Raw genomic sequence first — 25787 nt, forward strand, 5'->3', positions numbered from 1 at the left:
ATGACTCAACCAACGCTTGCCCGCAGCTGGGTGGCCTCCGCCAACGGGCACCGCGACTTTCCTTTGCAAAACCTGCCGTTGGGCGTGTTCAGCCTCAACGGTTCGGCACCGCGCAGCGGCGTGGCGATCGGCGACTCTATCCTCGACCTGCATGCCGCGCTGGACGCCTTTGACGGCGAAGCCCGGCGCGCCGTTGAAGCCACCGCTGGCGGCCAACTGAATGGTTTTTTCGAACTGGGCCGTGGCCCTCGCGTGGCCTTGCGTGAGCGTCTGCTGGAACTGCTGGCCGAAGGCAGCGCGTTGCAAGCCCGTGAGGCACAGGTGCTGCACCGCGCAGTCGATTGCCAGATGCACTTGCCGGCGAAGATCAACGACTACACCGATTTCTACGTCGGCATCGAGCATGCGCGCAACGTCGGCAAACTGTTTCGCCCCGACAACCCGTTGCTGCCCAACTACAAATACGTGCCGATTGGTTATCACGGCCGTGCCTCGACCATTCGCGCCTCGGGTGCCGAGGTGCGCCGCCCCAAGGGCCAGACCTTGCCGGCCGGCCACACCGAACCGACCTTCGGCCCGTGCGCGCGGTTGGATTACGAGCTGGAACTGGGTATCTGGATCGGCCAGGGCAATGCCATGGGCGACTCGATTGCCATTGGCGACGCGGCCGAGCACATCGCCGGTTTCTGCCTGCTCAACGACTGGTCGGCGCGGGACATCCAGGCCTGGGAATACCAGCCGCTGGGGCCGTTCCTGTCGAAGAGTTTCATCACCAGCGTTTCACCTTGGGTTGTCACGGCCGAAGCCCTGCAGCCGTTCCGCAAGGCGCAACCGGCGCGCCCCGAGGGCGACCCGCAACCGTTGTCGTACCTGTTGGATAAACGTGACCAGGCGAACGGCGCGCTGGATATCGAGCTGGAGGTGCTGCTGACCACCGCCGTCATGCGTGAACAGGACCTGCCGGCCCATCGCCTGGCCCTGAGCAACAGCCTGCATATGTACTGGACCGTGGCGCAATTGGTGGCACACCACAGCGTCAACGGCTGCCAGCTGCAGGCCGGTGACCTGTTCGGTTCAGGCACTTTGTCCGGCCCGCAGGCCGGGCAGTTCGGCAGCCTGCTGGAGATGACCGAAGGCGGTAAGACGGTCATCGAATTGCCTTCCGGCGAGGTGCGCAGGTTCCTCGAAGATGGCGACGAAATTATCCTGCGCGCCCGCTGCAGCCGTGAAGGCTTTGCCTCCATCGGCTTTGGCGAATGCCGGGGCACCGTGGTCGCGGCACGTTAAGAGGGCAGGGGGATGGAACTCTATACCTACTACCGTTCCACGGCGTCGTACCGGGTGCGCATTGCGCTGACGCTCAAGGGCCTGGATTTCACGGCGGTGCCGGTCAACCTCCTGGTACCGGCGGGCGGTGCCAATCGTCAGCCGGAGTACCTGGCGATCAACCCGCAAGGCCGCGTGCCGGCCTTGCGTACCGATGACGACGGGCTGTTGATCCAGTCGCTGGCGATCATCGAGTACCTGGAGGAACGTTATCCACAGGCGCCGCTGCTTTCCAGCGACCTGGCCACCCGCGCCCATGCCCGGGCGGTGGCGTCGATCATCGGCTGCGATATTCACCCGCTGCACAACTCCAGTACCCAGCACCTGCTGCGCCAGTGGGGCCACGATGAGGGGCAACTGCTCGAATGGATCGACCATTGGATCAGCCGGGGGCTTGGCGCCGTGGAGCAGTTGATCGGCGATACGGGGTTTTGCTTTGGCGAGCAGCCGGGGATGGCCGATGCGTTTCTGATTCCCCAGGTGTATGCGGCGCAGCGCTTCAAGGTGCCCTTGCTGGCGTACCCGCGCATCGGACGGGTGGCGGCCTTGGCGGCGCAGCATCCGGCCTTTATCCAGGCGCACCCGGCCAACCAGCCTGATACCCCTGATACGCCCTAGCGTCGCGCCTGGCGCTCAATGCACCACGGAATTGGGCGGCAGATGCCCCAGCCGCTCGGTCAGGCGCAGGCGCTGAATCGGGTCTTCGCTGAGCATCAATGCATGTTCCAGGTCGAAACGCTCGGCGTTGGGGCAATCCAGGCGCTGGTACAGACTGGCTCGCGCCAGGTAATCGGCGGCATTGGCGTTGCCCAGTTCCAGCACGCGTTCGGCGTCGATCAGGGCATCGAGCGGTGCGTCGTTGGCGAGGTGCAGTTGCCGCAGGTTGCGCGACAGCCGTTGCAGGATTGAACGCGGGTCGGCTGGGAGCAGGTGGTCAGCCTGCAACTTGAGGTTGGGGCCGTATTGGCGGTGCAGCAGTTCGCGGCAGTCTTTGGGGTACAGACGGCGGCCGCCGCAAGGGTCGAGCAGGTGATCGGCGCCAGGTACCCGCACCAGGAAGTGGCCGGGAAAGTTCACACCAGCCATGGGGATACCCAGGCGTCGCGCCAGTTCCATGGCAATCAGGCCCATGGCCAGGGGCTGCCCGCGCTTGCGCTGCAACACTTTGTCCAGCAGCGCGGCGGCGGGGCGCAGCGGGGTAAAGTCGTCCTGGGCGAATCCCAGGTCATTCAGGCACCGCAGCAGCGGCTGGCCCAATTCATCTGCCGGCAGCATGGGCATGCCCTGGCTGACCTGTTGCTGCAGCACCAGCAGTTCCTGCAGGACGGTCATCGGCTGCACTGTCGGGTCGTGCTCGGCGGCGATCCACAGCGCGGCCTCGAACAGCGCCGGAGGCGAACGTTGCAGGCAGGCGAAAAAGGCTTGGCGGGGCTTCATTGCTTTCTCCGACGGATGCCCTCGTTTTAGCCTTGCTGTGAATGTTCGTCCAGTGGCTTAAGAAATATCCCGCCTGCTTATGCCCCAAGGCCCGCAAAACCGGGTGACTTATTCCAGCGCACTTCGGCAGTTTTCTACCGCAAGCCTATACTTGGCGACACAAGAAGTGATTCGGGAGCTCGTCGATGTTTGCTCTCATGCACAGCAACCGCCTTGAGTCGCTGCACCTGAGCGTCGACCCGGTTACCGGGCTCAAGGCGGTTATCGCCATTCACAACAGCCGCCTGGGGCCCGCCTTGGGCGGCTGTCGCTATCTCGCCTACCCCGACGACGAAAGCGCCGTGGCCGATGCCGCGCGCCTGGCCCAAGGCATGAGCTACAAGGCTGCCCTGGCCGGGTTGCCAGTGGGGGGCGGCACCGCTGTGATCCTGCGCCCCGCCCATGTGGAAAGTCGCGCGGCGTTGTTTGAAGCTTTTGGGCGCTGTATCGAGCAACTCGAGGGCCGCTACATTACCGCGATCGACAGTGGCACCTCGGTGGCCGACATGGATTGCATCGCCCAGCACACCCGTTTCGTCACCAGCACCACCGCCGCCGGCGACCCTTCGCCCCATGCGGCCATGGGCGTGTTCGCCGGTATCCGCACCACCGCGATGGCGCGCCTGGGCAGTGATAACCTTGAAGGCCTGCGCGTGGCGATCCAGGGCCTGGGTAACGTCGGCTATGCCCTGGCCGAACAACTGCACGCCGCCGGCGCCGAATTACTGGTCAGCGACATCGACCATGGCAAGGTGCAATTGGCCATGGAGCAGCTTGGCGCGCACCCCATCGCCAACGACGCCTTGCTCAGCACCCCTTGTGACATCCTCGCGCCTTGTGGCCTGGGCGCCGTGTTCAACCGCACCAGCGTCGGCCAACTGCGTTGCGCCGCCGTGGCCGGCTCTGCCAGCGCGCAACTGACCAACCTGCAAGTGGCCGACCAACTGGAAGGTCGCGGCATCCTCTACGCCCCGGACTACGTGATCAACTCCGGCGGCCTGATCTACGTCGCCCTCAAACACAGCGGCGCCGAACTGCCGACCATCACCGCGCACCTGTCCAACATCGGCAAGCGCCTGACCGAGATCTACGCTCACGCCCAGGCGGAAAAACGCTCCCCCGCACGGGTGGCGGACGAACTGGCCGAACGCCTGCTCTACCAATGACCGGGCATTAAAAAGGCCCTGAATCAGTGATTCAGGGCCTGTTCAATTCGGGCTTTATTCTGCCGCCGGGTTCAGCAACTCGGACAACGCGTCCGGCTGGCTCTTGAACGCCTTGGCAAATACATCGCGGTTCTTCGCCATGTAGATCCCGGCTTCCTCCACCTGCTGCTCGCTCAGGGACGGCACGGCTTTTTGCAACACTTCTGCCAGCAACTCAGCGAGTTCAAGCATCTTGTCATGACGGTCAGCTTCGGCTTTATCCATGAACAAACGCTCCAGATCTCGGCTGCTGCGGTATACCACTTCGACGGCCATTTACCACCTCACATGCCTTCACGATAGTTGTCTTTTGCTACTACTGTATTGATATACAGCTAAAAGCATATGCCAAACGCGGGGGTTTGGATAGTAGGTTTTTTAATGTAGTCGGGAAATGGGGAGGTGGGGGCGCTTCGCACCCCAGCGCGAGCAAGTGCAAGCGGCCTTGGATGACCCTCGCCCAGGTATTCCTCATGAAGAAGCCATGAGTGAGATGAAAGCACTGATCGACTCCAGGCTTTCAACCCATCCAGCCGATTAAGTGCCTAATATCACCCGGCCACCCTCTCACTTCCCAGCCCTGGCCTTTTTTCTGCATGCAGAACAACCGTCACGTCCAACCCGCATTATCCGGTCGAACCGACCTAAGGAAGTACCTTCGTGAAAATCAACTGGGCCGAAAAGCTGCGTCATCAAGTCCATGGGCTGGCCGAGTCGCTGGGCAATCTGTTTGTGGAGACGTTCCACTACCTGGCGCTGTTCGCCATTGGTGCGGTGACTGCGTGGGCGGCGGTGATGGAATTTTTGGGGATGCTGGAGAACGGGCACATCAAGATCGATGACATCTTGCTGCTGTTCATCTACCTCGAATTGGGGGCGATGGTCGGGATTTACTTCAAGACCAACCACATGCCGGTGCGCTTCCTGATCTACGTGGCGATCACTGCGCTGACGCGGCTGCTGATCTCCAACGTGTCGCACCACAACCCGCCTGACCTGGGTATCATCTACCTGTGCGGCGGCATTCTACTGTTGGCCTTTGCAATTCTGGTGGTGCGCTATGCGTCGTCGTCGTTCCCTTCGGTGAAGGTCGAGGGCCCGCGTCGCAAGGGCGAGGCGAGCCTGGAAACGGAGAAGGGCGAGCTTTAAAGCCCGACGCTGAAGGGCAGGGTGCGGGTGGGCGGTCGCTGCGGCAGTTTGTGGGTATCCCCATCCGTCATCATTGCCAGGATCTCCATGGCGCTGTGGCCCTGCTCGATGGCAATGCCGAACTGGATGCTCTGCACCAGGCGTTTGAGCCGTTGCGGATCGTTGCGTTGTTCGGCGCTGATCATGCGCTTGGCCACCACGCCCTCCTCATTGGACAGGGTGAGCATGATGCTGCCGTCCAGTCGTTGAATACTCAGATTGACCCGGTATGTCGGGGTGAAGGTGTCGGTGATGATCTGAAAAGGATTGTCCATGGTGCGTTACCGCCTGATAAGAACATGCAGTCATTGACGACCGGTGTCGGGATTAGTTCGCGTTGCCTGACCACCGGCCAAAGTCCGTCTCCCTCGTTAGCTCTACAGCAAGGGGCGTGCCGTATAGCGGTCTTCCAGGCGGTGAGCGCCGAATATGGGAGCAGGTTTGCTCCCGATGACGGTGCATTCGCCAATGAATGCTCGGTGCAAAGACATCGATCGGAGCAAGCCCTCTAGTACCGTTGTTTTATGTTTTTTTCAGGTCAGTGATCTATTTCAGGGCGGCACGGAAAAAACGGTCGCGGACAGCGCAGTCAAGCTAATCACCTGCACAGACAGGTTCGGCCGTTGGCGTGAATACTGGCGTAAAGATGGCGCGCGGGGAGGGGTAACGATGAGGATCGCGAGGCGTAAGGAGATGTAACTAACTCCCTACCCTAACAGCGTTTTTGCTCGTCGTCAGGGTTAATTTGTAATGTAGGATTTATCTTTGCAAAGGGGTTGAATTGTTTCGCTGGCTGCTCAATTGTGTAATCAGGAGGTCATGGTTTCACCACCCCGGTGTTGCAGTTTGTGACCTCTCGCGAGCTAGCTGAAATAAGGGAAGAACTATGCAAATCCAAGTCAATAGCGATAACCATATTGAAAGCAGCATCCGACTGGAGGAGTGGGTACGTACGACCATTGAGAGCACGCTCGAACGTTATGAAGAAGACCTGACCCGAGTGGAGGTCTACCTGCGGGATGAGAACGGCGACAAGCCCGGTCCCCACGATTTAAGTTGCCGCCTGGAAGCACGGCCAAAAGGTCATCAACCGCTGTCAGTGTCCGCCAAGGGCGATACCCTGGAACAGGCGATTGACAGTGCTGCGACCAAGCTTGAACACGCATTGGAACATCTGTTCGGCAAACTGCAAGGCAAGCCCCGCGCTGTCGGAAAAAACCAGCCCATCAACAAAGTGAATGAAGATGCGCTGGAAGAGGAATTCCTGGAAAACGAAAATGCTGTGATCAACGGCTGACGGGTTTTTCACCCCCCCCCTACAAACGGGCCTGCCAATGCAGGCCCGTTTTCGTTGGTGTGCCTTAAAACGCGATGGACGTCTGCACATACACTGTGCGTGGTTCACCTACGTATTTGCCCTTGTTGTTGTCGTCGAACGAGCGCGTGAAGTACTGCTTGTTGAAGATGTTCTTCACGCCCACCGCCACATTCAAATCCGACAGCTGCGGGCCGAAGTCATACGCCGCGCGGCTGCTGAACAGCATGTAGCCGGGGATGCGCCCGTTGGCGCCGTCTGCGCTTTCTGCCTGGGTATTGGCGTTGTCGGCGAACTGGCTGCTCTGGTAGCTGCTGTCCACATTGAGTTTCCAACGACCTTCGGTGTAACCCACACCGAGGGTGCCTTTGTGCCTGGACGAGAAGGGCACGCGGTTGCCCTTGTTCGGGCCGTCTTCGCGGATGGTGGCGTCGACGTAGGCGTAGGTGGCGTATACATCGAAACCGGCCAGCGCCGGGCTCAAGCCGTCGAGAGCATAGTTGACGCTGGTCTCGATGCCCTGGTGACGGGTTTCTCCACGGGCGATCACCGAGTCGTTGGTCTGGTTGCTTTCATACTGGTTGTCGAAGTTGATCAGGAACGCACCGATCTCTGCACGCAGGGTGCCGTCGTCGTAGCGTGTGCCGAGTTCCCAGGTGCGGGCTTTTTCCGGTTTCACTTCGCCGCTGGTCACGCGGTTGGGCATCTGGCTGTACTGCACGCTGCCGAACGAGCCTTCGGTGTTGGCGTAGAGGTTCCAGTCGTCCGTGAGGTGATACAGCACGTTCAGCGCCGGCAGGGCGGTGTTGTAGTCGCCCTTGTATTTGACGTTGCTCAGGTTGTTGGTTTGCTGGGACTCGATCATCTCGTAGCGAATGCCCGGGGTGATGGTCCATTTGCCGATATCGATCCGGTCGTCGATGAAAAATGCATTGGCTTCGGTGCCGCCGCGGGTGTCGCGGTCGTTGCGACTGTTGGTCGTGGGGATTTGCTGGTTGTTGGCCGAAATCGGTGTGCGGTAGCGCAGTTCGTGGCCGGCTTCGTTGATGTAGCGGTGGCCCACGCCCACTTCATGACGGGTCGGGCCCAGGTCAAAGCCTTGGGCGAAACGGGTTTCCAGGCCGCGTACCCAATACTCCCGAGGGGACAGCGAGAGGAACGTGCCCTGGTCCAGGTAGCCGCTGCGCAGGGTCTTGGTGAAGAAGCTGTTGACGGTGAATTCGCGGCGGTCCTGTTCATAGCGGTAACCGACATTGAACATCGTACGGCGGCCCCAGAATTTGTCGTAGGGCCGTGTGGACTGATACGGGTCGGCCTTGTAGTTCGCCACGTTCAAGCCGCCGGGCATATCGGCCTGGCCTTCGTAGTACTGCGCCATGGCGTTGAAGCTGTTGGCGTCGTCGAGCTGGTATTTGCCCTTGAGGATCAGATCGTCAATGCGCGTATTACTGTTTTCGCGCCAATCGCCGCCGCGGGTGCCGGAGTACAGCAGCGCGCCGCCCAGGCCGTTGTCGGCGGTGCCGCCGGCCAGCAGGTTGCCGGTGGTCTTGAAGCCGTCGTGGCTGGAGGACGGGCTGGTCTCGGTCTGCAAGCCGCCTTTGACCGTGGGGGCATCCGGGATCGCGCGGGTCACGAAGTTGACCACGCCCCCGACGTTCTGCGGGCCGTAACGCACGGCACCGCCGCCGCGCACTACGTCCACGGCGTCCATGTTGCCCATGCTGATCGGCGCAAAGGACAGCTGCGGCTGACCGTACGGCGCGAAAGGCACCGGGATGCCGTCCATCAGCACCGTTGAGCGTGACGCCAGGCGCGGGTTGAGCCCGCGAATGCCGAAGTTCAGCGCCATGTCGTGGCTGCCGGTGCCATTGTTGTCCGGGGCATTGACGCCGGGAATGCGGTTGAGCACGTCCTTGGCCTGGGTGGCGCCCTGGCGTTCGAATGCCTCGCGGCGGATCACATCGCGGGCGCCGGGGTGTTCGAATACGTTGGTCTGCGCCGCCTCGCCGAGCCAGTCGCCGACTACGCTGGAGGTCGCCAACTCGATTGCCGCCGGCACTGCGGCCGGTTGCAGGCTGAAGGCATTGTCACCTTCGGCACGGGCTTGCAGGCCGGTGCCTTCCAGCAGTTTTTGCAGGCCCTCTGCGGCACTGTAGTTGCCGGACAACCCAGGGCTGTGCATGCCCGCCGTGACGTCGGAGCCGAACGAAATCAGCACGCCGGCTTCGCGGCCAAACTGGTTCAGCGCGGCCTCAAGCGAGGTCGGGGCGATGTGATAAGGCTTGGCGTCGGCCGCCAATACGCAAGGCAGCATGGTGAAACTGAGGCTGGCGCCCAGTAACAGTTGGCGCAAGGTGCGGGCGATGAGGGTTGGCTGCTGGGGCATGAAGAGCGGTCCTGAGAAGGAAGGATCAAGGTGGCTTTCCTTCTCTGTCACGCGAGGCTGGGAAAACGGCTCACCGTTTTTTAAATTAATTCAGACGCGTGCCTGTACGGTCACCCAGTAGCGGGTAAATCGCCGCACTGTCACCGGCAAACTGACTTCCAGCAGGTCGAGGATGCGTTCGCTGTCGTCCAGCGGGTAGCTGCCGGAGATCAGCAGGTTGGCGACCTGCGGATCGCAATTGACCTGGCCACGCCGGTAGCGGCCCAGTTCGCCAAGGAAGTCCTCCAGGCGCATGTGCGCGGCGACGAGCATGCCATCGGCCCAGGCGCCGCTGTTGGCGTCGGTAGGGCGCGGGCTGTCCCAGCCTTTACGGGTGAAGTTGACCTGACGCGCGGCCGCGACTGTCAGCGGCAAGCCGCTGTAGGTAGTGGGCATCACCTCGACCTGGCCATCGAGCACCGCCAGTTGGGTGTGGTCGTTGAACTGGCGCACGTTCAGGCGCGCCGCCAGGCTGGTCAGCACGCCTTGGTCGGTGAGCACGTGCAGTGGCATGTTGTCTGCCTGGGTGGCCAGCAGGATCTCGCCTTCGAGCAGGCGGATCAGGCGCTGCCGGCCATCGAAATGCACATCCACCGCGCTGCCGGTATTGAGCTGCAACTGGCTGCCATCGGCCAATTGCACCTTGCGACGCTGTCCGACAGGGCTGCGGTAGTCGGCGCTCATCGGCGGCAGGATGTGTTGCTGGCGCAGGCCCCAGGCGAGGCCCGACCCGGCGCCGAGGATCAACAACAACTTCAGTGCCTGGCGTCGACTGCTGGAGGTCGGCGCATTCAACGCCGCATGGGCCAGCGGCGAGGGCATGCCACGCAGGCGTTGGTTGACGCGCTGGATGTGGTCCCAGGCGCGCTGGTGTTCGCTGTGGGCATTCAACCAGTGCTGCCAGGCGGCCTGCTGGCGTGGGCTGAGGGCGCCTTGCTGCATTTCCATCAGCCAATGCACGGCTTGTTCGGCGGTTTGGGTCGAGAAATTCATAGGGCGAAGTAGCAGCGCATGGCCGCTTTGTTCAGGTGACGTTTGACGGTGGCCACGGAGATGCCCAGTTCAGTGCCGATCTGTGCGTAGGTCAGGCCATCGAGCTGTGCCAGCAGGAAGGCGCGTTTGACCTGAATGGGCAAGCCGTCGAGCAGTTGGTCCAGCTCGATCAGGGTTTGCAGGATGATCGCGCGTTCTTCCTCGCTGGGCGCTATGTGTTCTGGCATCTGCGCCAAGGCGTCGAGGTAGGCGCGTTCCAGGTCCTGGCGCCGGTAGAAGTTGAACAACACGCGCTTGGCGACCGTGGTGAGGAAGGCGCGGGGCTCGATCAGCGTGGGCGTTTCACGGGCAGTCAGGACGCGCAGGAAGGTGTCCTGCGCCAGGTCAGCGGCACTTTCCGGGCAGCCAAGCTTGCGTCGCAACCAACCGATGAGCCAGGGGTGGTGGTCGTTGTACAGGACTTCGACGGTGTTGGACTGCTGCAACACGAACACTCCGTACGCATTGACATGCTTTAGAGAACAAGAATTGTTCGCATTGTAGGGGGCAAAACAGGGTTCGGCAATCCGTCTCGGCAGTGATTCATCCGTTGTGTTTTGCTTATGAGAATATTTATCATTAATATTGCGCGCTGAAGAACCTGGCGCGTCCCGTATGAAAAGCAAAACCTCACTGCCCCTTGCTTACCGCTTTGCCGTGACCTCGCGCGTGTTGGCGGCTGTGATCGGCGGTTATCTGTTGGCTTCCCTGGCCAGCATCTGCCTGGCGCTGTGGATGCCCGGCGCCCGTGCGGATGCAGTGATCACCGGGATGATGAGTTCGTTCGTGTTCTATTTACTCGCCGTGCTCTGGTGTTTTGCCTGCCGCAGTGCCGCGCGCGCCTGGTTCGGCGTGATGCTGCCGAGCGCGGCATTGGCCACCCTCGCGGGTGTGGGGCTGTGGATGGCGCGCCCATGAAAGAGGGATTTCGCCAAGCCATGGCCTGGCTGCATACCTGGGCCGGGTTGATCTTCGGCTGGTTGCTGTTTGCGATTTTCCTGACGGGCACCCTGGCCTACTTCAAGGCTGAAATCAGCCACTGGATGCAACCCGAGGTGCAGGCCCATTCCTTGGATGACGCGCGCAGCCTGAGCGTCGCCCAAACCTACCTGCAGCACACCGCACCCACGGCCGCACGCTGGTTCATCACGCTGCCGGACAGCCGCGACCCCCGCCTGTCGGTGATGTGGCAAGACAAGGTCGATCCCGGCAAACGTGGCGACTTCACGCAAAGAACCATCGACCCCATCACCGGCCAGGCCGTCGAAGCGCGTGAAAGCATGGGCGGCGAGTTTTTCTACCGTTTCCACTTCCAGCTGCAGATGCCGTACCCCTGGGGCCGCTGGTTGTCCGCCAGTGCCGCGATGATGATGCTCGTGGCGCTGATCACCGGCATCATCACCCACAAGAAAATCTTCAAGGACTTCTTCACCTTCCGCCCCCGCAAGGGCCAGCGTTCCTGGCTCGATGGGCATAACGCGGTGGGCGTGCTGGTGTTGCCGTTTCACCTGATGATCACCTACAGCAGCCTGGTGATCTTCATGAACATGGTGATGCCGGCGCCGATCCTGGCCGCCTATGGCAACGACAGCCGCGCCTTCTTCAATGAGGTCTTCCCGGCGACCCACACCCCACCTGCGCAGGGCCAGCCGGGCAAACTGCTGCCGCTGCTGCCGATGTACGAGCAAGCGCGGGCGCAGTGGGCGGGCGGGCACGTCGGACGTATCGCGGTGAATAACCCGAGTGATGTCAACGCCTCGGTGAGCGTGTTCCGCGCCGGCTCCGACAGCGTGGTCCATGATGTCGGCAGTACCGTGTCGTTCAACGGCAGCACCGGTGAGCTGTTGCGGGTGAGCGGCGAACCGTCGCTGCCGGCGGTCATCGGGGGCAGTTTCTATGGCCTGCACATGGGCCATTTCGCCGGCCCGGTGCTGCGCTGGTTGTACTTTATCTGTGGCCTGGCGGGCACCGCGATGATCGGCACCGGGCTGGTGATCTGGCTCGGCAAACGCCAGCTCAAGCACGCAAAAAACGCTGTGATGCCGTTTGAGCTGCGGCTGGTTGAGGTGCTCAACATCGCCAGCATGGCTGGGTTATTGATCGCCATTGCCGCGTTCTTTTGTGCCAACCGCTTGCTGCCGGTGAGCCTTGCCGAGCGCTCGGGCTGGGAAGTGCAGACCTTCTTTATCGCCTGGGGCTTGAGCCTGGCGCATGCGCTCCTGCGCCGAGGCCGCCAGGGCTGGGTCGAGCAATTGAGCGTCGCCGCGCTGCTGTTTACTGGCGTGCCGTTGCTCAACGCGCTCACCACGCCTGACCACCTCGGTATCTCAATCGCCCGGGGCGATTGGGCCATGGCGGGTGTTGACCTGACCTGCCTGGCCAGCGGCGTGTTCCTCGCCTGGGCGGCCTGGAAGATGCAGTGTCGCACGGCGCCCCGGCAGTCCAAGGCCGAACGCGCGCGCTCATTGCGCCTCAAGCAGCAGGTGCACTGAATGCTCATCGCGCTAATGATGTGCTACGCCGGATTTGCCGCACTGTGCCTGGCCACCGACCGTCACCATGGCGAACTGCTGCACAGCCAGCCGTCGCCCCGTCGCCGCCAGAGTTTGCGCGTGGCGGGAGGGTTGCTGTTGAGCGTCTCGATCTGGCCCGCCGTGACCGGCGCCGGTTGGGGCCAGGGCCTGGTGGAGTGGTGTGCGGTGCTGATGTTCAGCGCACTGTTGCTGGTGTTGTTGCTGCCGTATTGGCCAAGGCTGGCCTTGATCCTGGCGGGCATCGGCCTGCTGGCGAGCCCCGTTGCGGCCTTCGCCACCCGCTGCCCCCTGCCATGATGATCAGCACGCCACCCGAACCCCAGGACCGCCCGCAGGCTGATACGGCGGGCGGGCGTGCGCATTTCCTGCAGGTGTTTTTGTCCCAGCGTTCGCAGATGGAAGCCCTGGTGAGCCGCCGCGTGGGCTGCCGCGCCACGGCGGCCGACCTGGTGCAGGACCTGTTCCTGCGCTTCTGGCGACGACCCCTGGTGCAGGTCGAAGAACTCAGCACCTACCTGCTGCGGTGCGCGGGCAATATCGCCATTGACCACCTGCGCAGCGAAGGCGCACGAGCGCGCAGCAGCGAAGGCTGGTTGCCGGAACAACAGGACCACCAAGGCTGTGAACCCCAGGCCGCACTGGAGGCCGGCAACGATCTGCGGCATGTCGAAGCCGCCTTGCGCAGCCTGCCCGAGCGCACCCGCCAGATTTTCCTGCTCAACCGCATTCACGGCCGCAAGTATGCGCAAATCGCCAAGGCCATGGGGCTGTCCCAAAGTGCCGTGGAAAAACATATGATGCGGGCCCTCGAAGCCTGCAAGGCCAGCCTTCGTGAGCCACCGCCCCCACGCACGCCAGGGACAGCACCGTGAACATCACCCCCACGCCCGACCAGGAACGCGCCGCACTGGCCTGGCTCAGCCTGCTGCACGACCAGCCCAGCAGCGGCGACCAGGCGACGTTCAGCCGCTGGTTGCGCGCTGACCCGGCACATGCCGAGGCCTATGCCCAGGCCCAGGTGCTGTGGGAATTGAGCGAAGTGCCCGCGCGCCAGCTGGCCGACGAAGAGGCCCTGGCGTTGCAGGGCTACCTCAATGCGCTGGATACCCCGAAGCGCTCACGGGGGCTGCGCTGGACCGGCGCCTTGGCCATGGCCGCCGGCCTGCTGCTGATGGTGTCGATGGGCGCCGGTTGGCAGCCGTCGCGCTGGGTCGATGACTTCGGCGCCGATTACGTCACGGCGCCGGGGCAGGTGAAGAGCGTCACCCTGGCCGATCAATCCCAAGTCACCCTCGACGCCGACAGCGCGATTGCCGTGGATTTCAGTCATGGCGAGCGGCATATCCAACTGCGTCGCGGCGCGGTTTTTTTCAGCGTCACCCACACGGGCGAGCCGTTTGTGGTGCAAGCCGGCGGCGGCGAAGCGCGGGTGCTCGGCACGCAGTTCGAGGTGCGGTTGCAACCGGCGGGGGCGCAGGTGACAGTGTTGTCCGGCCGGGTCGGCGTGACCCCGTCGAAACAGGGCCAACAGCACATTCTGACGGCGGATCAGCAAGTGGCCTACGCCGATGGCGTGGCTGAGCCCCCGCACACGGTGGACAGCGCGTCGCGCCTGGCCTGGCGCGAGGGTTGGCTCAACTACTACAAGGCGCCGTTGGCCGATGTGCTCAACGATTTGGGGCGTTACTTCCCGGGCCGCATCCTGCTGCTCAACGACGAGATGGGTGCCAGGCGCGTCAGTGGCAGCTTCCCGAGCAACGACCCGCAGGCGGTGCTGAATGCGCTGCAGGCAGTGCTTGGGTTTGAGCAGCACAGCCTGCTGGGGCGGATAATCGTGGTGCGCTGATTACTTCAGCGCCGCCATGATCGCGTCAGGGTTGTAATCGCGAATCAGCGTCCCGTTCACGTCCACAAACGGAATCCCGCCGCCCCCCAGCGCCTCATAGGTCTTGCGCGCCTGGGCGTCCTTCTCGATATCGAACGCCTGGTACGGAATGCCTTTCTGGTCCAGGAAGCGGCGGATCTGTTTGCAGTAGCCACACCATTCGGTGGTGTAGAGCACCACGCGCGCCGAGGCGCGTATCGGCTCCGGAGCCACTTGCGAGGGGTTGAACACCCGCTCGATCTTGCCCCAGTTCTGCACCGCCACCACGACCAGCAACACCAGCAGGACTTTCTTGAACACCCCGCCGAGCATCAGTTACGGCGCTTGAGCTGGTCGGTCAGTTGGGTCGGCAGGCCCTTGATGATCAAGGTGCCGGCGGCTTCGTCGTACTCGATCTTGTCGCCCAGCAGGTGCGCTTCAAAGCTGATCGACAGTCCCTCGGCGCGCCCGGTGAAGCGGCGGAACTGGTTGAGTGTGCGCTTATCGGCCGGGATTTCCGGCGACAGGCCGTAGTCCTTGTTGCGGATATGGTCGTAGAACGCCTTTGGCCGATCCTCATCGATCAAACCCGAGAGTTCTTCCAGGCCCATGGGCTCGCCGAGCTTGGCCTGGCTGCTGGCGTAGTCCACCAGGGTCTTGGTTTTTTCCCGGGCGGATTCGTCCGGCAGGTCCTCGCTTTCCACGAAGTCACTGAACGCCTTGAGCAGGGTGCGGGTTTCACCCGGGCCGTCGACGCCTTCCTGGCAGCCGATAAAGTCGCGGAAATACTCCGAGACCTTTTTGCCGTTCTTGCCCTTGATAAACGAGATGTACTGCTTGGACTGTTTGTTGTTCTGCCATTCGGACACGTTGATGCGCGCCGCCAGGTGCAACTGGCCCAGGTCCAGGTGACGGGACGGGGTCACGTCAAGCTCGTCGGTCACCGCCACGCCTTCGCTGTGGTGCAGCAGGGCGATGGCCAGGTAGTCGGTCATGCCTTGCTGGTAATGGGCAAACAGCACGTGGCCGCCGGTGGAGAGGTTGGACTCCTCCATCAGCTTCTGCAGGTGTTCGACCGCAGTGCGGCTGAAGGTGGTGAAATCCTGGCCACCGTCGAAATACTCCTTCAACCAGCCGCTGAACGGGTGCGCGCCCGACTCGGCATGGAAGAACCCCCAGGCCTTGCCTTGTTTGGCGTTGTAGCTCTCGTTGAGGTCGGCAAGCATGTTCTCGATGGCGGCCGACTCGGCAAGCTCGGAGTCGCGGGCATGGAGAACTGCGGGTGTGCCGTCGGGTTTTTTGTCGATCAGGTGGACGATGCAATGACGGATCGGCATAGGCTTCTCGGCTGGTTGAAGGGGAGCGGTGGGCCTCCCCGAAAAGTCGCCAAGTGTACCGCACCATTGGGCAAGACGGGCCTCGACGGCGGTTTTGGCCAACGTCCGGCGGGGCATATACCTTTTTTTTACGGTTTAGAGCGATAAAGCTGACCAAATGGGTAGGTAGAGGCGGATATTTCCCCGTCTCTGTGCTAGTTTTGCCCCGTCTTACGCCACGTCTCGGCGTTAAGCGTGCATTCAGCATCTGTCAGGTCGAACCAATCCCCGTTTCAAGCATCTATAACCCCGATCTCCGTGGTTATAGCCGGGGGTGCCAGGCCGTGACGGTCGGGCTCGACGGCTGACACTGCACTCTGCAATCCATATGAATTTGATAGGGAAGGAACACCACAATGGCTATTACTAAAGACCAACTGATCGCTGACCTGGCTGAAGCAGTAGACGCACCGAAAACCACCGTGCGCGCTCTGCTGGACCAACTGAGCCAAGTTGTTGCTGATCAGCTGGAAAATGGCGGCGAAATCACTCTGCCAGGTGTTGGCAAGCTGAAATTGACCGAGCGTCCTGCCCGTACTGGCCGTAACCCTTCGACTGGCGCTGCCATCGAAATCGCTGCCAAGAAAGTTATCAAGCTGGTTGTGGCCAAAGGCCTGACCGACGCTGTTAACAAGTAAGACGCAGCATTAAAAAAACCGTGCACCGGAGCGATCCGGGCACGGTTTTTTGTTGCCTGGGATTTTTTACCTGTAGGAGCGAGCTTGCTCGCGAAGGCCGTTAACGATAACGCGGCCATCCCGGATGAATGCGGTGTCTTGGCGTTTTTCGCGAGCAAGCTCGCTCCTACAGGTTGGCGTCAGCGCACCCAGCGCTGGCGCCAGATCTGCTGTTCGTTCTTGGTCTGGAAGGTCCAGGCGACGAAACGGCTCTGCTTCTGCCCCTGAGACATCTCCACTACCTGGCTTTCCAGCACGCCGGCTTTTTTCAAGGCGATCTCGATTGCGGGCAAGTTCGACGCTTTTGACACCAGGGTGCTGAACCACAACACCTTGTGGGCAAAGTGCGCACTTTCAGCGATAAGCTGCGTCACAAAGCGTGCTTCGCCGCCTTCGCACCATAACTCGGCCGATTGGCCACCGAAGTTCAGCACCGGCAATTTGCGCTTGGGATCGGCCTTGCCCAGGGCACGCCACTTACGCTCGCTGCCCTTGGTGGCTTCGTCCATGGACGCATGGAACGGCGGGTTGCACATGGTCAGGTCAAAACGCTCGCCCGGCTCCAGCAAGCCCAGCAGGATGTGCTTGGGGTTGGTTTGCTGGCGCAGCTGGATGACCTTGCTCAGGTCGTTGGACTGCACGATCGCCCTGGCCGCGGCCACCGCGGTAGGGTCGACCTCCGAGCCGAGGAAATTCCAGCGGTACTCCATGTAGCCAATCAGCGGGTAGACGCAGTTGGCGCCCATGCCGATGTCCAGCACCTTGATGATTGAGCCACGGGGAATCTTGCCGTCGTTGACGCTGGCCAGCAGGTCGGCCAGAAAGTGCACGTAATCCGCACGCCCAGGGACCGGCGGGCACAGGTAATCGGCCGGGATGTCCCAATGCTGGATGCCATAGAACGCTTTCAGCAGCGCACGGTTGAACACGCGCACCGCGTCCGGGCTGGCGAAGTCGATGCTCTCTTTGCCATAGGGGTTGAGGATCACGTACTGCGCCAGTTCCGGCGTGGTCTTGATCAACGCCGGGAAGTCGTAACGCCCCGTGTGGCGGTTGCGCGGGTGCAGGGTAGCCTCTTTGCGCGGCGCGACGGGTTTGGCCGTGGCGGCGGTTTTAGGCTTCTTACGTGGAGGTTTTGGCGTGCTGGGGGCGGTCATGGGCTACGTCGATTCTGGGGTTGCTTCAAAAGTGGCGGCTATTGTCACACATTCCGAAGTTCACCTCGGTTAAATGTGGGAGCGGGCGTGCTCGCGAATGCGGTGTGTCAGTCAATGAAGATGTCGACTGTCGCATCGCATTCGCGAGCAAGCCCGCTCCCACAATGATTGGGTTTCAAGCTCAAAAAAAAGAGGCCCGAAGGCCCCTTTCTTACACTGCATCCACCTTACAGGCTGGCAATCCGCGCATGTTGCTCGGCCAATTTGCCCAAGGCCTGCTCAGCCTCGGCCAGTTTGGCGCGTTCTTTGTCGATCACTTCCGCCGGCGCCTTGTCGACGAACGCTGCGTTGGACAGCTTGCCGCCCACCCGCTGCACTTCGCCTTGCAGGCGTGCAATTTCCTTGTCCAGACGGGCCAGTTCCGCGCCTTTGTCGATCAGGCCGGCCATCGGCACCAACACTTCCATCTCGCCGACCAATGCGGTGGCGGACAACGGTGCCTCGGCGCCATCAGCCAGTACGGTGATCGACTCCAGCTTCGCCAGCTTCTTGAGCAGCGCATCGTTCTCGCTGAGACGGCGCTGGTCTTCGGCACTGGCGTTCTTCACGAACACCGCCAGTGGCTTGCCCGGCCCGATGTTCATCTCGGCGCGGATGTTGCGCGTGCCGAGCATCAGGGCCTTGAGCCATTCGATATCGCTTTCGGCGGCCTCATCGATGCGGGCTTCGTTGGCCACCGGCCAAGGTTGCAGCATGATGGTCTTGCCTTCGATACCGGCCAGTGGCGCGAGGCGCTGCCAGATCTCTTCGGTGATGAACGGCATGAACGGGTGCGCCAGGCGCAGCGCCACTTCGAGCACGCGCACCAGGGTGCGACGGGTGCCGCGCTGGCGTTCGATCGGGGCGTTTTCGTCCCACAGCACAGGCTTGGACAGTTCCAGGTACCAGTCGCAATACTGGTTCCAGATGAACTCGTACAAGGCCTGTGCGGCCAGGTCGAAACGGAACTGGTCGAGCTGGCGGGTCACTTCGGCTTCGGTGCGTTGCAACTGCGAGATGATCCAGCGGTCGGCCAGGCTCAGCTCATAGGCTTCGCCGTTCTGGCCGCAGTCCTCGCCTTTATCCAGCACGTAGCGCGCAGCGTTCCAGATCTTGTTGCAGAAGTTGCGATAGCCTTCGACGCGGCCCATGTCGAACTTGATGTCACGACCGGTGGAAGCCAGCGAGCAGAAGGTAAAGCGCAGGGCGTCGGTGCCGTAGCTGGCGATGCCGTCGGCGAACTCGTCGCGGGTCTGCTTCTCGATCTTCTTGGCCAGTTTCGGTTGCATCAGGCCCGAGGTACGTTTCTGCACCAGGCTTTCCAGGTCGATGCCGTCGATGATATCCAGCGGGTCCAGGACGTTGCCCTTGGACTTGGACATCTTCTGGCCCTGACCATCGCGGACCAGGCCGTGCACGTACACGGTCTTGAACGGAACCTGCGGCGTGCCATCTTCGTTCTTCACCAAGTGCATGGTCAGCATGATCATCCGGGCAACCCAGAAGAAAATGATGTCGAAGCCGGTGACCAGTACGTCAGTGGAGTGGAATTTCTTCAGGAATTCGGTCTGCTGCGGCCAGCCCAGGGTCGAGAAGGTCCACAGGCCCGAGCTGAACCAGGTGTCCAGGACGTCGTTGTCCTGTTGCAGCGCTACATCCGGGCCGAGGTTGTGCTTGGCACGCACTTCGGCTTCGTCGCGGCCGACATAGACCTTGCCAGACTCGTCGTACCAGGCCGGAATGCGGTGGCCCCACCACAGTTGACGGCTGATGCACCAGTCCTGGATGTCGCGCATCCACGAGAAGTACATGTTTTCGTACTGCTTAGGCACGAACTGGATACGGCCGTCTTCCACCGCAGCGATGGCAGGTTCTGCCAGCGGCTTGGTGGACACGTACCATTGGTCGGTCAGCCACGGCTCGATCACGGTACCGGAGCGGTCGCCCTTCGGCACTTTCAGGCCGTGGTCGTCGACGCTCACCAGCAAACCGGCGGCGTCGAAGGCGGCCACGATCTGCTTGCGTGCTTCGAAACGGTCGAGGCCGGCGTATTCGGCCGGGATCTTGCCGTCGATGCTGTCGTTCAGCGTGCCGTCCAGGTTGAACACCTGGCAGGCCGGCAGGATGGCGGCGTTTTTGTCGAAGATATTCAGCAGCGGCAGGTTGTGGCGCTTGCCGACTTCGTAGTCGTTGAAATCGTGGGCCGGGGTGATTTTCACGCAGCCGGTGCCGAATTCAGGGTCGCAGTAGTCGTCGGCGATGATCGGGATACGGCGGCCAACCAGTGGCAGCTCGACAAACTTGCCGATCAGCGCCTGGTAGCGCTCGTCGTTCGGGTTAACCGCTACGGCGGCGTCGCCGAGCATGGTTTCCGGACGGGTGGTGGCGACGATCAGGTAGTCGTTGCCTTCGGCGGTCTTGGCGCCGTCGGCCAGCGGGTACTTGAGGTTCCACAGGAAACCTTTCTCGTCGTGGTTTTCCACTTCGAGGTCGGAGATCGCCGTGTGCAACTTGGTGTCCCAGTTGACCAGGCGCTTGCCGCGGTAGATCAGGCCGTCTTCATGCAGGCGCACGAAGGCTTCTTTCACGGCTTCGGACAGGCCGTCGTCCATGGTGAAGCGCTCGCGGCTCCAGTCGACGGACGAGCCCAGGCGACGGATTTGACGGCTGATGTTGCCGCCGGACTGGTCTTTCCATTCCCAGACTTTCTCCAGGAATTTCTCGCGACCCAGGTCGTGGCGGTTCTGGCCGGTGGCTTCGAGTTGGCGCTCCACGAGCATCTGGGTGGCGATACCGGCGTGGTCGGTGCCTGGCTGCCACAGGGTGTTGCGGCCCTGCATGCGGCGGAAACGGATCAACGCATCCATGATCGCATTGTTGAAGCCATGGCCCATGTGCAGGCTGCCAGTGACGTTCGGTGGCGGAATCATGATGGTGTAGGACTCGCCCGCGCCTTGCGGAGCGAAATAGTTCTCGGACTCCCAGGTGTTGTACCAGGAAGTTTCAATAGCGTGCGGCTGGTAGGTCTTATCCATGCGCGGCGGGACCCTAGTTGGCATTAATTCAGGAAAGCCGGCAAGTATAACGGGGGATAGGGGAGAGGGGTAGGAGCGAGCTTGCTCGCGAAAAACTGGAGGGCGGCGCGTTCATTCAGGATGCCCGCGCCATCGTTGACGATTTTCGCGAGCAAGCTCGCTCCTACAGGGGCGCTAGTTCTGGTATTGGCTGAGCAGCCGTTCCATCCGCGCATCCATCCGGCGCTTGATCTCGGTTTCGATATGCGGGGCAAAGTCGTCGATCACGTCTTGCATGATCAGTTGCGCGGCGGCGCGCAGTTCCTTGTCCAGGTGCAGGAGCAGGGCATCGGGCGTCTTTTCGGCGGCGGGCGGCGCGGCCTCGGTTTCGGCGGCGGCTTCGACGACCGGCTCCGGCGCGACCTGCTTGCCACCGACCATGTCGAACAACAGCGGGATCTGTACCTCGCCATTGAGCGATTCGGTCAGCAGCGGCGGTTGCCGGTCATCATCACCCAGCAACTGACGGATCGACTCAAGGTCGTCCAGCAGGTGGTCATCTTTTTTTACAGGGTTGGAAGTGTCCATCGTGTGCTCAAAGTCGTTGTAGCCGGTGATCCTGCAAAGGATAGCCCTGTTCGCGGTAGAAACGGAAACTCTCCCGTGCGGCCTGACGAATAGCCGGATCTTCCACCACCACTTCCGCCACACGGGCGAAAGCTTTGGCAAACGGCGGTACTTTCAGGTCCAGGTTGACCAGCAGGTCATGGTGATCGCCGCAACTGTCGCCCACGCCCAGGGCTACCTGGCCTTCGGGTTCGGACTCGGCGGGGCCGTGGGGCACGAAACTTTCGCCCTTGAAGCGCCACAGGCGGGCGTCAAGCTCGTCACGTTGGGCGGCATCGCTGCAATGCAGGTAAATGCGGTGGCCCATGCGCCAGGCTTTTTCGGTAAGTTTGCAGGCAAAGTCCAGGCGCGCGAGCGGGTCGGCGCTGGGCAATATATAGAAGTCGACTTGGGTCATTACGTTTCCTGAGACCGGGGCGGCGTGATGGCCGCCCCGGAATCTTCAGTGTCAGGCCTTGGCGCGATCCAGCAGGTATTGGGTCAGCAGCGGAACCGGACGACCGGTTGCGCCCTTGTCCTTGCCGCCGCTGGTCCAGGCGGTGCCGGCGATGTCCAGGTGAGCCCAGTTGAAGTTCTTGGCAAAGCGCGACAGGAAGCAAGCCGCGGTGATGGTGCCGGCTTTCGGGCCGCCAATGTTGGCGATGTCGGCGAACGGGCTGTCCAGTTGTTCCTGATACTCATCGAACAGCGGCAGTTGCCAGGCGCGGTCGTCGGCGGCCTTGCCGGCGCTGAGCAGTTGCTCGATCAGCTCGTCGTTGTTGCCCAGCAGGCCCGAGGTGTGGGAGCCCAGGGCAACGATGCACGCGCCGGTCAGGGTGGCGATATCGATCACTGCCTGGGGCTTGAAGCGCTCGGCGTAGGTCAGGGCATCGCACAGCACCAGGCGGCCTTCGGCGTCGGTGTTGAGGATCTCGACGGTCTGGCCGCTCAGGGTGGTCACGATATCGCCCGGACGGGACGCGCCGCCGCTTGGCATGTTCTCGGCGCAGGCCAGGATGCACACCAGGTTGATCGGCAGCTTGAGTTCCAGCACGGCACGCAGGGTACCGAACACGCTGGCGGCGCCGCCCATGTCGTACTTCATCTCGTCCATGCCCAGGCCCGGCTTGAGGCTGATGCCGCCGGTGTCGAAGGTGATGCCTTTACCCACCAGGGCGTAAGGCTTCTCGGTCTTCTTGCCGCCGTTGTATTGCATCACGATCAGGCGTGGCGGCTGGTCGCTGCCCTGGCCCACGGCATAGAACGAGCCCATGCCCAGTTCCTTGATTTTCTTCTCGTCCAGCACCTCGACCTTCAGGCCCTTGAACTCTTTGCCCAATGCCTTGGCCTGTTCGCCCAGGTAGGTGGGGTGGCAGATGTTCGGCGGCAGGTTGCCCAAATCGCGGGTGAACGACATGCCGTTGGCGATGGCCTGGGCGTGGGTCACGGCGCGCTGGACTTCAGCCTGGGCGGCCTTGATGGTCAGCACGGTGATTTTTTTCAGGGCACGGGGGTCGGCTTTCTGGCTCTTGAACTGCTCGAAAATATAACCGCCATCCACCAGGGTTTCGGCCAGCAGGCGGGTCTTGCCATAGCTGTCACGGCCTTTTACCACGATTTCATCCAGCGCCAGCGTCGCTTCGCTGCCACCCAGGCCCTTGAGGGTGCTGAGGATACCGCTGATGATCTTGCGGAACGGGCGGTCGCCCAATTCGGCATCCTTGCCCACGCCCACCAGCAAAACACGGTCGGCCTTGAGGTTGGGCAGGCTTTGCAGCAGCAGGCTTTGACCGACTTTGCCGGCCAGGTCGCCGCGCTTGAGCACCGCGCTGATGGCGCCGCCGCTCAGTTCGTCGAGTTGCTTGGCGGCAACGCCGAGCTTGCGGCCTTCGCCGATGGCGACCACGAGGGTGGCGGTTTTCAACGTTTCGGGGCTAACGCTTTTTACAACCAATTCCATTTTCGGGTCCCTTATAAAGGTCTGGGAGCCTGGCGTGGGTACCCAGGCTTTAAAACGTGGCAGCTGTGTAAGCCGCCCGCGACAAAGGCCGCAGTTTGAACCTCGCCGGCGGAGCCTGACAACCCTTGGCGCAGGCTTTGTGCGTGCACATGAGGTTGCGCAGTGACAGGCGCGGTCAATCACAGGATAATGCGCCATCTTTTTAGCCGGCCCTTGTAAACGGGCTGACTCGGTATGCTTGCTTGTTTGGCCGCCTTAGCCTGACAACCCTGGAGTGTCTGGTTTGATCGTCTTCCGTTATCTGTCCCGCGAAGTCCTGTTGACCCTGAGTGCCGTGAGTGCGGTATTGCTGGTCATCATCATGAGTGGTCGTTTCGTCAAATACCTGGCCCAGGCTGCTTCCGGCGCCCTGGACCCAGGCTCGCTGTTCCTGATCATGGGCTTTCGCCTGCCGGGGTTCCTGCAACTGATCCTGCCATTGGGCCTGTTCCTCGGGATCCTGCTGGCCTACGGCCGCCTGTACCTTGAAAGCGAGATGACCGTGCTGTCGGCTACCGGCATGAGCCAGCAGCGCCTGCTGGGCATGACCATGATCCCGGCTGCCGGCGTTGCGCTGATCGTTGCCTGGCTGAGCCTGAGCCTGGCCCCCCAGGGTGCCATGCAGTTCCAGCTGGTGCTGAACAAGCAGGATGCGATGACCGAGTTCGACACCCTCGAGCCGGGCCGCTTCCAGGCGCTCAATGACGGCACCCGGGTGACCTACACCGAAACCCTCACCGAAGACCGTGCGAACCTGGGCGGGGTGTTCATCTCCGAAAAGCGCCTGGGCCAGGACAAGAAAGACCGTGGCATTTCCGTATTGGTGGCCGACTCCGGCCGCCAGGAAGTGCGCCCGGACGGCAGTCGCTACCTGATCCTGGAAAACGGCTACCGTTATGACGGCAGCCCCGGCCAGGCCGATTACCGCGCGATCAAATACGACACCTATGGCGTGATGCTCGCCCGCCCGGACGTCAGCAGCGAAGTCACCGACCGCGATGCAATCCCCACCCAGGACCTGTTGGGCAGCAAGGAATTGCGCTCCATCGCCGAGCTGCAATGGCGTATTTCCCTGCCGCTGCTGGTGTTTATCGTGACCTTGATGGCCGTGCCGCTGTCGCGCGTCAACCCACGCCAGGGCCGTTTCCTCAAGCTGTTGCCGGCGATCCTGCTGTACATGGCTTACCTCACCATCCTGATTTCCGCCCGCGGCTCCCTGGAGAAGGGCAACCTGTCGCCGACCCTGGGCCTGTGGTGGGTGCACGGGATCTTCCTGATGATCGGCCTGGGGCTGCTTTACTGGGAACCTATACGTCTGAAAATGTCGAGCCGTCGTGGCCAGAAGGAGTTGGCTCGTGGCTAAGCTCGATCGCTACATTGGTAGCAGCGTCCTGATCGCCATCCTGGCGGTACTGGGCATCATCCTGGGCCTGGCCTCGTTGTTCGCCTTCATCGATGAAGTGGGCAACGTCAGCGATACCTACACGGTGTGGGACGTGCTGAGCTACGTGGCGCTCACCGCGCCGCGTCGTCTCTACGACATGATGCCCATGGCCGCGCTGATCGGCTGCCTGATCGGTCTGGGCGGCCTGGCCAGTGCCAGCGAACTGACCATCATGCGTGCCGCCGGGGTGTCCATCGGCCGTATCGTCTGGGCGGTGATGAAACCCATGCTGCTGCTGATGGCATGCAGCGTGCTGATCGGCGAATACGTGGCGCCGCCGGCCGAAAGCACCGCTCAGGCCAATCGTGCCCTGGCCCAGGGGTCGGGTGATGCGCAGAGCGCCAAGCACGGCCTGTGGCACCGTCAGGGTGAAGAGTTCATCCACATCAACGCCGTGCAACCGGGCGGCCTGTTGATTGGGGTGACGCGCTATACGTTTGACAATGAGCGTCACATGCTATCGTCGAGTTTCGCCAAACGTGCGCAATACAGTGGCGAAAAATGGCAATTGAACGATATCACCACCACGTACTTCCATAATGTCGGCCAGGGTACCAAGGCCAGCACCGAAGTGATCAATGTGCCGAGCCAGGAGTGGGACATCGCGCTCAAGCCCGAATTGCTCAATACGGTGGTGATGATCCCCGAAAGCCTGCCGATCTCCGGGCTCTGGAGCTATATCCACTACCTCAAGGACCAGGGCTTGAACAATGGCCGCTATTGGCTGGCGTTCTGGGTCAAGGTGCTGCAGCCGGTGGTGACCGCCGCGCTGGTGCTGATGGCGATCTCGTTCATCTTTGGCCCGTTGCGCTCCGTGACCCTCGGCCAGCGGGTATTTACCGGCGTGCTGGTAGGCTTCACCTTCCGCATCGCCCAGGACCTGCTGGGCCCGTCGAGCCTGGTATTCGGCTTCTCACCGCTGTTTGCGGTGCTGGTGCCGACCGCCATCTGCGCCTTGGCAGGGTTCTGGCTGCTGCGCAGAGCCGGTTGATAGCACGCTTATGAACAAAAAATGCCCCGCTCGAGAGATCGGGGCATTTTTTGTTCTGGTCAGCAAAGATGACGTCTGGCCTGAGCATCAGGTACAATTCCCGGCTATTTTTCAGCGGG

The 25787-nt window shown here is 62.0% G+C and carries 27 protein-coding genes; 14 read left to right on the forward strand and 13 right to left on the reverse strand.

What is annotated here, in order from left to right; translation table 11 throughout:
• A complete protein-coding gene (gene fahA / locus AB4O05_RS09925) occupies nt 1-1287 on the forward strand; it encodes a fumarylacetoacetase (RefSeq protein ID WP_460131309.1) in 1287 nt (428 codons plus the stop codon).
• Nucleotides 1288-1299: 12 nt separating this feature from the next.
• A complete protein-coding gene (gene maiA, locus AB4O05_RS09930) occupies nt 1300-1944 on the forward strand; it encodes a maleylacetoacetate isomerase (protein ID WP_460131308.1) in 645 nt (214 codons plus the stop codon).
• A 15-nt stretch (nt 1945-1959) separates the two neighbouring features.
• Here maiA and AB4O05_RS09935 read toward each other — a convergent pair whose 3' ends face one another.
• Nucleotides 1960-2763: a SirB1 family protein gene (locus tag AB4O05_RS09935; RefSeq protein ID WP_460131306.1), complete on the reverse strand. Its 804-nt coding sequence runs from the start codon at nt 2761-2763 to the stop codon at nt 1960-1962.
• 185 nt (nt 2764-2948) lie between these two features.
• Here AB4O05_RS09935 and AB4O05_RS09940 point away from each other — a divergent pair, with 185 nt between their 5' ends.
• Entirely contained in the window at nt 2949-3968 is a 1020-nt protein-coding gene (locus tag AB4O05_RS09940) for a Leu/Phe/Val dehydrogenase (protein WP_460131305.1), read from the forward strand.
• A gap of 54 nt (nt 3969-4022) precedes the next feature.
• On the opposite strand, the gene AB4O05_RS09945 is transcribed toward AB4O05_RS09940, so the two are convergent.
• Nucleotides 4023-4283 carry a YebG family protein gene (locus tag AB4O05_RS09945; protein ID WP_003188807.1) on the reverse strand — a complete coding sequence of 87 codons (261 nt, stop codon included), beginning with the start codon at nt 4281-4283 and terminating at the stop codon, nt 4023-4025.
• A 118-nt stretch (nt 4284-4401) separates the two neighbouring features.
• Here AB4O05_RS09945 and AB4O05_RS09950 point away from each other — a divergent pair, with 118 nt between their 5' ends.
• Nucleotides 4402-4548: an antitoxin PaaA2 family protein gene (locus AB4O05_RS09950; protein ID WP_460131304.1), complete on the forward strand. Its 147-nt coding sequence runs from the start codon at nt 4402-4404 to the stop codon at nt 4546-4548.
• Nucleotides 4549-4667: 119 nt separating this feature from the next.
• On the forward strand, nt 4668-5156 hold the full coding sequence (locus AB4O05_RS09955; protein ID WP_460131303.1) for a phosphate-starvation-inducible protein PsiE: 489 nt from the start codon (nt 4668-4670) through the stop codon (nt 5154-5156).
• Here AB4O05_RS09955 and AB4O05_RS09960 read toward each other — a convergent pair.
• Nucleotides 5153-5470, reverse strand: coding sequence for a DUF3509 domain-containing protein (locus AB4O05_RS09960; protein ID WP_460131302.1), 318 nt, complete (start codon nt 5468-5470; stop codon nt 5153-5155). The two genes, AB4O05_RS09955 and AB4O05_RS09960, sit on opposite strands and share 4 nt — an antisense overlap.
• A 611-nt stretch (nt 5471-6081) precedes the next feature.
• On the opposite strand from AB4O05_RS09960, the gene AB4O05_RS09965 reads away from it, so the two are divergent.
• Entirely contained in the window at nt 6082-6492 is a 411-nt protein-coding gene (locus AB4O05_RS09965; protein ID WP_460131301.1) for an HPF/RaiA family ribosome-associated protein, read from the forward strand.
• A 64-nt stretch (nt 6493-6556) separates the two neighbouring features.
• Here the strand turns inward: AB4O05_RS09965 and fecA are convergent, their stop codons facing one another.
• The 3 genes from fecA to AB4O05_RS09980 form a co-directional block, all read right to left on the reverse strand.
• Complete coding sequence (gene fecA, locus AB4O05_RS09970; protein WP_460131299.1) at nt 6557-8896, reverse strand: TonB-dependent Fe(3+) dicitrate receptor FecA; 2340 nt, start codon at nt 8894-8896, stop codon at nt 6557-6559.
• A gap of 90 nt (nt 8897-8986) precedes the next feature.
• Nucleotides 8987-9928: a FecR domain-containing protein gene (locus AB4O05_RS09975; RefSeq protein WP_460131297.1), complete on the reverse strand. Its 942-nt coding sequence runs from the start codon at nt 9926-9928 to the stop codon at nt 8987-8989.
• Nucleotides 9925-10413: a sigma-70 family RNA polymerase sigma factor gene (locus AB4O05_RS09980; protein WP_460137624.1), complete on the reverse strand. Its 489-nt coding sequence runs from the start codon at nt 10411-10413 to the stop codon at nt 9925-9927. The genes AB4O05_RS09975 and AB4O05_RS09980 overlap by 4 nt, the downstream gene beginning before the upstream one ends.
• 169 nt (nt 10414-10582) lie before the next feature.
• Here AB4O05_RS09980 and AB4O05_RS09985 point away from each other — a divergent pair, with 169 nt between their 5' ends.
• From AB4O05_RS09985 to AB4O05_RS10005, 5 genes are read left to right on the forward strand one after another with little or no spacing between them, the layout of a single operon-like run.
• Entirely contained in the window at nt 10583-10885 is a 303-nt protein-coding gene (locus AB4O05_RS09985) for a DUF3649 domain-containing protein (protein ID WP_460131296.1), read from the forward strand.
• Nucleotides 10882-12459 (forward strand): PepSY-associated TM helix domain-containing protein, encoded by a 1578-nt coding sequence (locus tag AB4O05_RS09990; protein ID WP_460131294.1) that lies wholly within the window; start codon nt 10882-10884, stop codon nt 12457-12459. The genes AB4O05_RS09985 and AB4O05_RS09990 overlap by 4 nt, the downstream gene beginning before the upstream one ends.
• Entirely contained in the window at nt 12460-12798 is a 339-nt protein-coding gene (locus AB4O05_RS09995) for a DUF3325 domain-containing protein (RefSeq protein ID WP_460131292.1), read from the forward strand. It begins immediately after the preceding gene.
• Nucleotides 12795-13373, forward strand: coding sequence for an RNA polymerase sigma factor (locus AB4O05_RS10000; protein WP_460131291.1), 579 nt, complete (start codon nt 12795-12797; stop codon nt 13371-13373). The genes AB4O05_RS09995 and AB4O05_RS10000 overlap by 4 nt, the downstream gene beginning before the upstream one ends.
• On the forward strand, nt 13370-14347 hold the full coding sequence (locus AB4O05_RS10005; protein WP_460131290.1) for a FecR family protein: 978 nt from the start codon (nt 13370-13372) through the stop codon (nt 14345-14347). Before AB4O05_RS10000 ends, AB4O05_RS10005 begins: the two co-directional genes overlap by 4 nt.
• Here the strand turns inward: AB4O05_RS10005 and AB4O05_RS10010 are convergent, their stop codons facing one another.
• Together AB4O05_RS10010 and yejK are read right to left on the reverse strand one after the other, a co-directional pair.
• On the reverse strand, nt 14348-14698 hold the full coding sequence (locus tag AB4O05_RS10010) for a glutaredoxin family protein (RefSeq protein ID WP_460131289.1): 351 nt from the start codon (nt 14696-14698) through the stop codon (nt 14348-14350).
• Nucleotides 14698-15702 (reverse strand): nucleoid-associated protein YejK, encoded by a 1005-nt coding sequence (gene yejK / locus AB4O05_RS10015; protein ID WP_010212893.1) that lies wholly within the window; start codon nt 15700-15702, stop codon nt 14698-14700. The genes AB4O05_RS10010 and yejK overlap by 1 nt, the downstream gene beginning before the upstream one ends.
• Before the next feature lie 395 nt (nt 15703-16097).
• On the opposite strand from yejK, the gene AB4O05_RS10020 reads away from it, so the two are divergent.
• Complete coding sequence (locus AB4O05_RS10020) at nt 16098-16379, forward strand: HU family DNA-binding protein (protein WP_460131288.1); 282 nt, start codon at nt 16098-16100, stop codon at nt 16377-16379.
• Nucleotides 16380-16558: 179 nt separating this feature from the next.
• Here AB4O05_RS10020 and rlmF read toward each other — a convergent pair whose 3' ends face one another.
• The 5 genes from rlmF to AB4O05_RS10045 all read right to left on the reverse strand — a co-directional run bounded on the left by rlmF (nt 16559) and on the right by AB4O05_RS10045 (nt 23194).
• Entirely contained in the window at nt 16559-17575 is a 1017-nt protein-coding gene (gene rlmF, locus AB4O05_RS10025) for a 23S rRNA (adenine(1618)-N(6))-methyltransferase RlmF (protein ID WP_460131287.1), read from the reverse strand.
• A gap of 227 nt (nt 17576-17802) precedes the next feature.
• Nucleotides 17803-20649 (reverse strand): valine--tRNA ligase, encoded by a 2847-nt coding sequence (locus AB4O05_RS10030; protein ID WP_460131286.1) that lies wholly within the window; start codon nt 20647-20649, stop codon nt 17803-17805.
• Nucleotides 20650-20823: 174 nt separating this feature from the next.
• The gene (locus AB4O05_RS10035; RefSeq protein WP_460131285.1) at nt 20824-21216 is read right to left on the reverse strand and encodes a DNA polymerase III subunit chi; all 393 of its coding nucleotides are present in this window, start codon (nt 21214-21216) and stop codon (nt 20824-20826) included.
• 7 nt (nt 21217-21223) lie between these two features.
• Nucleotides 21224-21652, reverse strand: a complete 429-nt coding sequence (locus AB4O05_RS10040; RefSeq protein ID WP_460131284.1) for a DNA polymerase III subunit chi — start codon at nt 21650-21652, stop codon at nt 21224-21226.
• A gap of 51 nt (nt 21653-21703) precedes the next feature.
• A complete protein-coding gene (locus AB4O05_RS10045; protein ID WP_460131283.1) occupies nt 21704-23194 on the reverse strand; it encodes a leucyl aminopeptidase in 1491 nt (496 codons plus the stop codon).
• A 283-nt stretch (nt 23195-23477) separates the two neighbouring features.
• On the opposite strand from AB4O05_RS10045, the gene lptF reads away from it, so the two are divergent.
• Both lptF and lptG read left to right on the forward strand, forming a co-directional pair.
• Nucleotides 23478-24596 (forward strand): LPS export ABC transporter permease LptF, encoded by a 1119-nt coding sequence (lptF, locus tag AB4O05_RS10050; protein ID WP_460131282.1) that lies wholly within the window; start codon nt 23478-23480, stop codon nt 24594-24596.
• Nucleotides 24589-25668 carry an LPS export ABC transporter permease LptG gene (gene lptG / locus AB4O05_RS10055; RefSeq protein ID WP_460131281.1) on the forward strand — a complete coding sequence of 360 codons (1080 nt, stop codon included), beginning with the start codon at nt 24589-24591 and terminating at the stop codon, nt 25666-25668. Before lptF ends, lptG begins: the two co-directional genes overlap by 8 nt.
• Nucleotides 25669-25787: the final 119 nt, after the last annotated feature.

The organism is Pseudomonas sp. S1_G07, assembly GCF_054668565.1.

Coding starts and splice junctions, on each gene's coding strand:
- AB4O05_RS09940 (WP_460131305.1), top strand. CDS start 2,949: ATGTTTGCTCTCATGCACAGCAACCGCCTTGAGTCGCTGCACCTGAGC.
- yejK (WP_010212893.1), bottom strand. CDS start 15,702: ATGCCGATCCGTCATTGCATCGTCCACCTGATCGACAAAAAACCCGAC.
- AB4O05_RS09945 (WP_003188807.1), bottom strand. CDS start 4,283: ATGGCCGTCGAAGTGGTATACCGCAGCAGCCGAGATCTGGAGCGTTTG.
- AB4O05_RS10035 (WP_460131285.1), bottom strand. CDS start 21,216: ATGGACACTTCCAACCCTGTAAAAAAAGATGACCACCTGCTGGACGAC.
- AB4O05_RS09935 (WP_460131306.1), bottom strand. CDS start 2,763: ATGAAGCCCCGCCAAGCCTTTTTCGCCTGCCTGCAACGTTCGCCTCCG.
- AB4O05_RS10010 (WP_460131289.1), bottom strand. CDS start 14,698: ATGCTCGGCGGGGTGTTCAAGAAAGTCCTGCTGGTGTTGCTGGTCGTG.
- AB4O05_RS10045 (WP_460131283.1), bottom strand. CDS start 23,194: ATGGAATTGGTTGTAAAAAGCGTTAGCCCCGAAACGTTGAAAACCGCC.
- AB4O05_RS10000 (WP_460131291.1), top strand. CDS start 12,795: ATGATGATCAGCACGCCACCCGAACCCCAGGACCGCCCGCAGGCTGAT.
- AB4O05_RS09965 (WP_460131301.1), top strand. CDS start 6,082: ATGCAAATCCAAGTCAATAGCGATAACCATATTGAAAGCAGCATCCGA.
- AB4O05_RS09975 (WP_460131297.1), bottom strand. CDS start 9,928: ATGAATTTCTCGACCCAAACCGCCGAACAAGCCGTGCATTGGCTGATG.
- fecA (WP_460131299.1), bottom strand. CDS start 8,896: ATGCCCCAGCAGCCAACCCTCATCGCCCGCACCTTGCGCCAACTGTTA.
- fahA (WP_460131309.1), top strand. CDS start 1: ATGACTCAACCAACGCTTGCCCGCAGCTGGGTGGCCTCCGCCAACGGG.
- maiA (WP_460131308.1), top strand. CDS start 1,300: ATGGAACTCTATACCTACTACCGTTCCACGGCGTCGTACCGGGTGCGC.
- AB4O05_RS09960 (WP_460131302.1), bottom strand. CDS start 5,470: ATGGACAATCCTTTTCAGATCATCACCGACACCTTCACCCCGACATAC.
- AB4O05_RS10030 (WP_460131286.1), bottom strand. CDS start 20,649: ATGGATAAGACCTACCAGCCGCACGCTATTGAAACTTCCTGGTACAAC.
- AB4O05_RS10020 (WP_460131288.1), top strand. CDS start 16,098: ATGGCTATTACTAAAGACCAACTGATCGCTGACCTGGCTGAAGCAGTA.
- AB4O05_RS10040 (WP_460131284.1), bottom strand. CDS start 21,652: ATGACCCAAGTCGACTTCTATATATTGCCCAGCGCCGACCCGCTCGCG.
- AB4O05_RS09985 (WP_460131296.1), top strand. CDS start 10,583: ATGAAAAGCAAAACCTCACTGCCCCTTGCTTACCGCTTTGCCGTGACC.
- rlmF (WP_460131287.1), bottom strand. CDS start 17,575: ATGACCGCCCCCAGCACGCCAAAACCTCCACGTAAGAAGCCTAAAACC.
- AB4O05_RS09990 (WP_460131294.1), top strand. CDS start 10,882: ATGAAAGAGGGATTTCGCCAAGCCATGGCCTGGCTGCATACCTGGGCC.
- AB4O05_RS09950 (WP_460131304.1), top strand. CDS start 4,402: ATGGGGAGGTGGGGGCGCTTCGCACCCCAGCGCGAGCAAGTGCAAGCG.
- AB4O05_RS09995 (WP_460131292.1), top strand. CDS start 12,460: ATGCTCATCGCGCTAATGATGTGCTACGCCGGATTTGCCGCACTGTGC.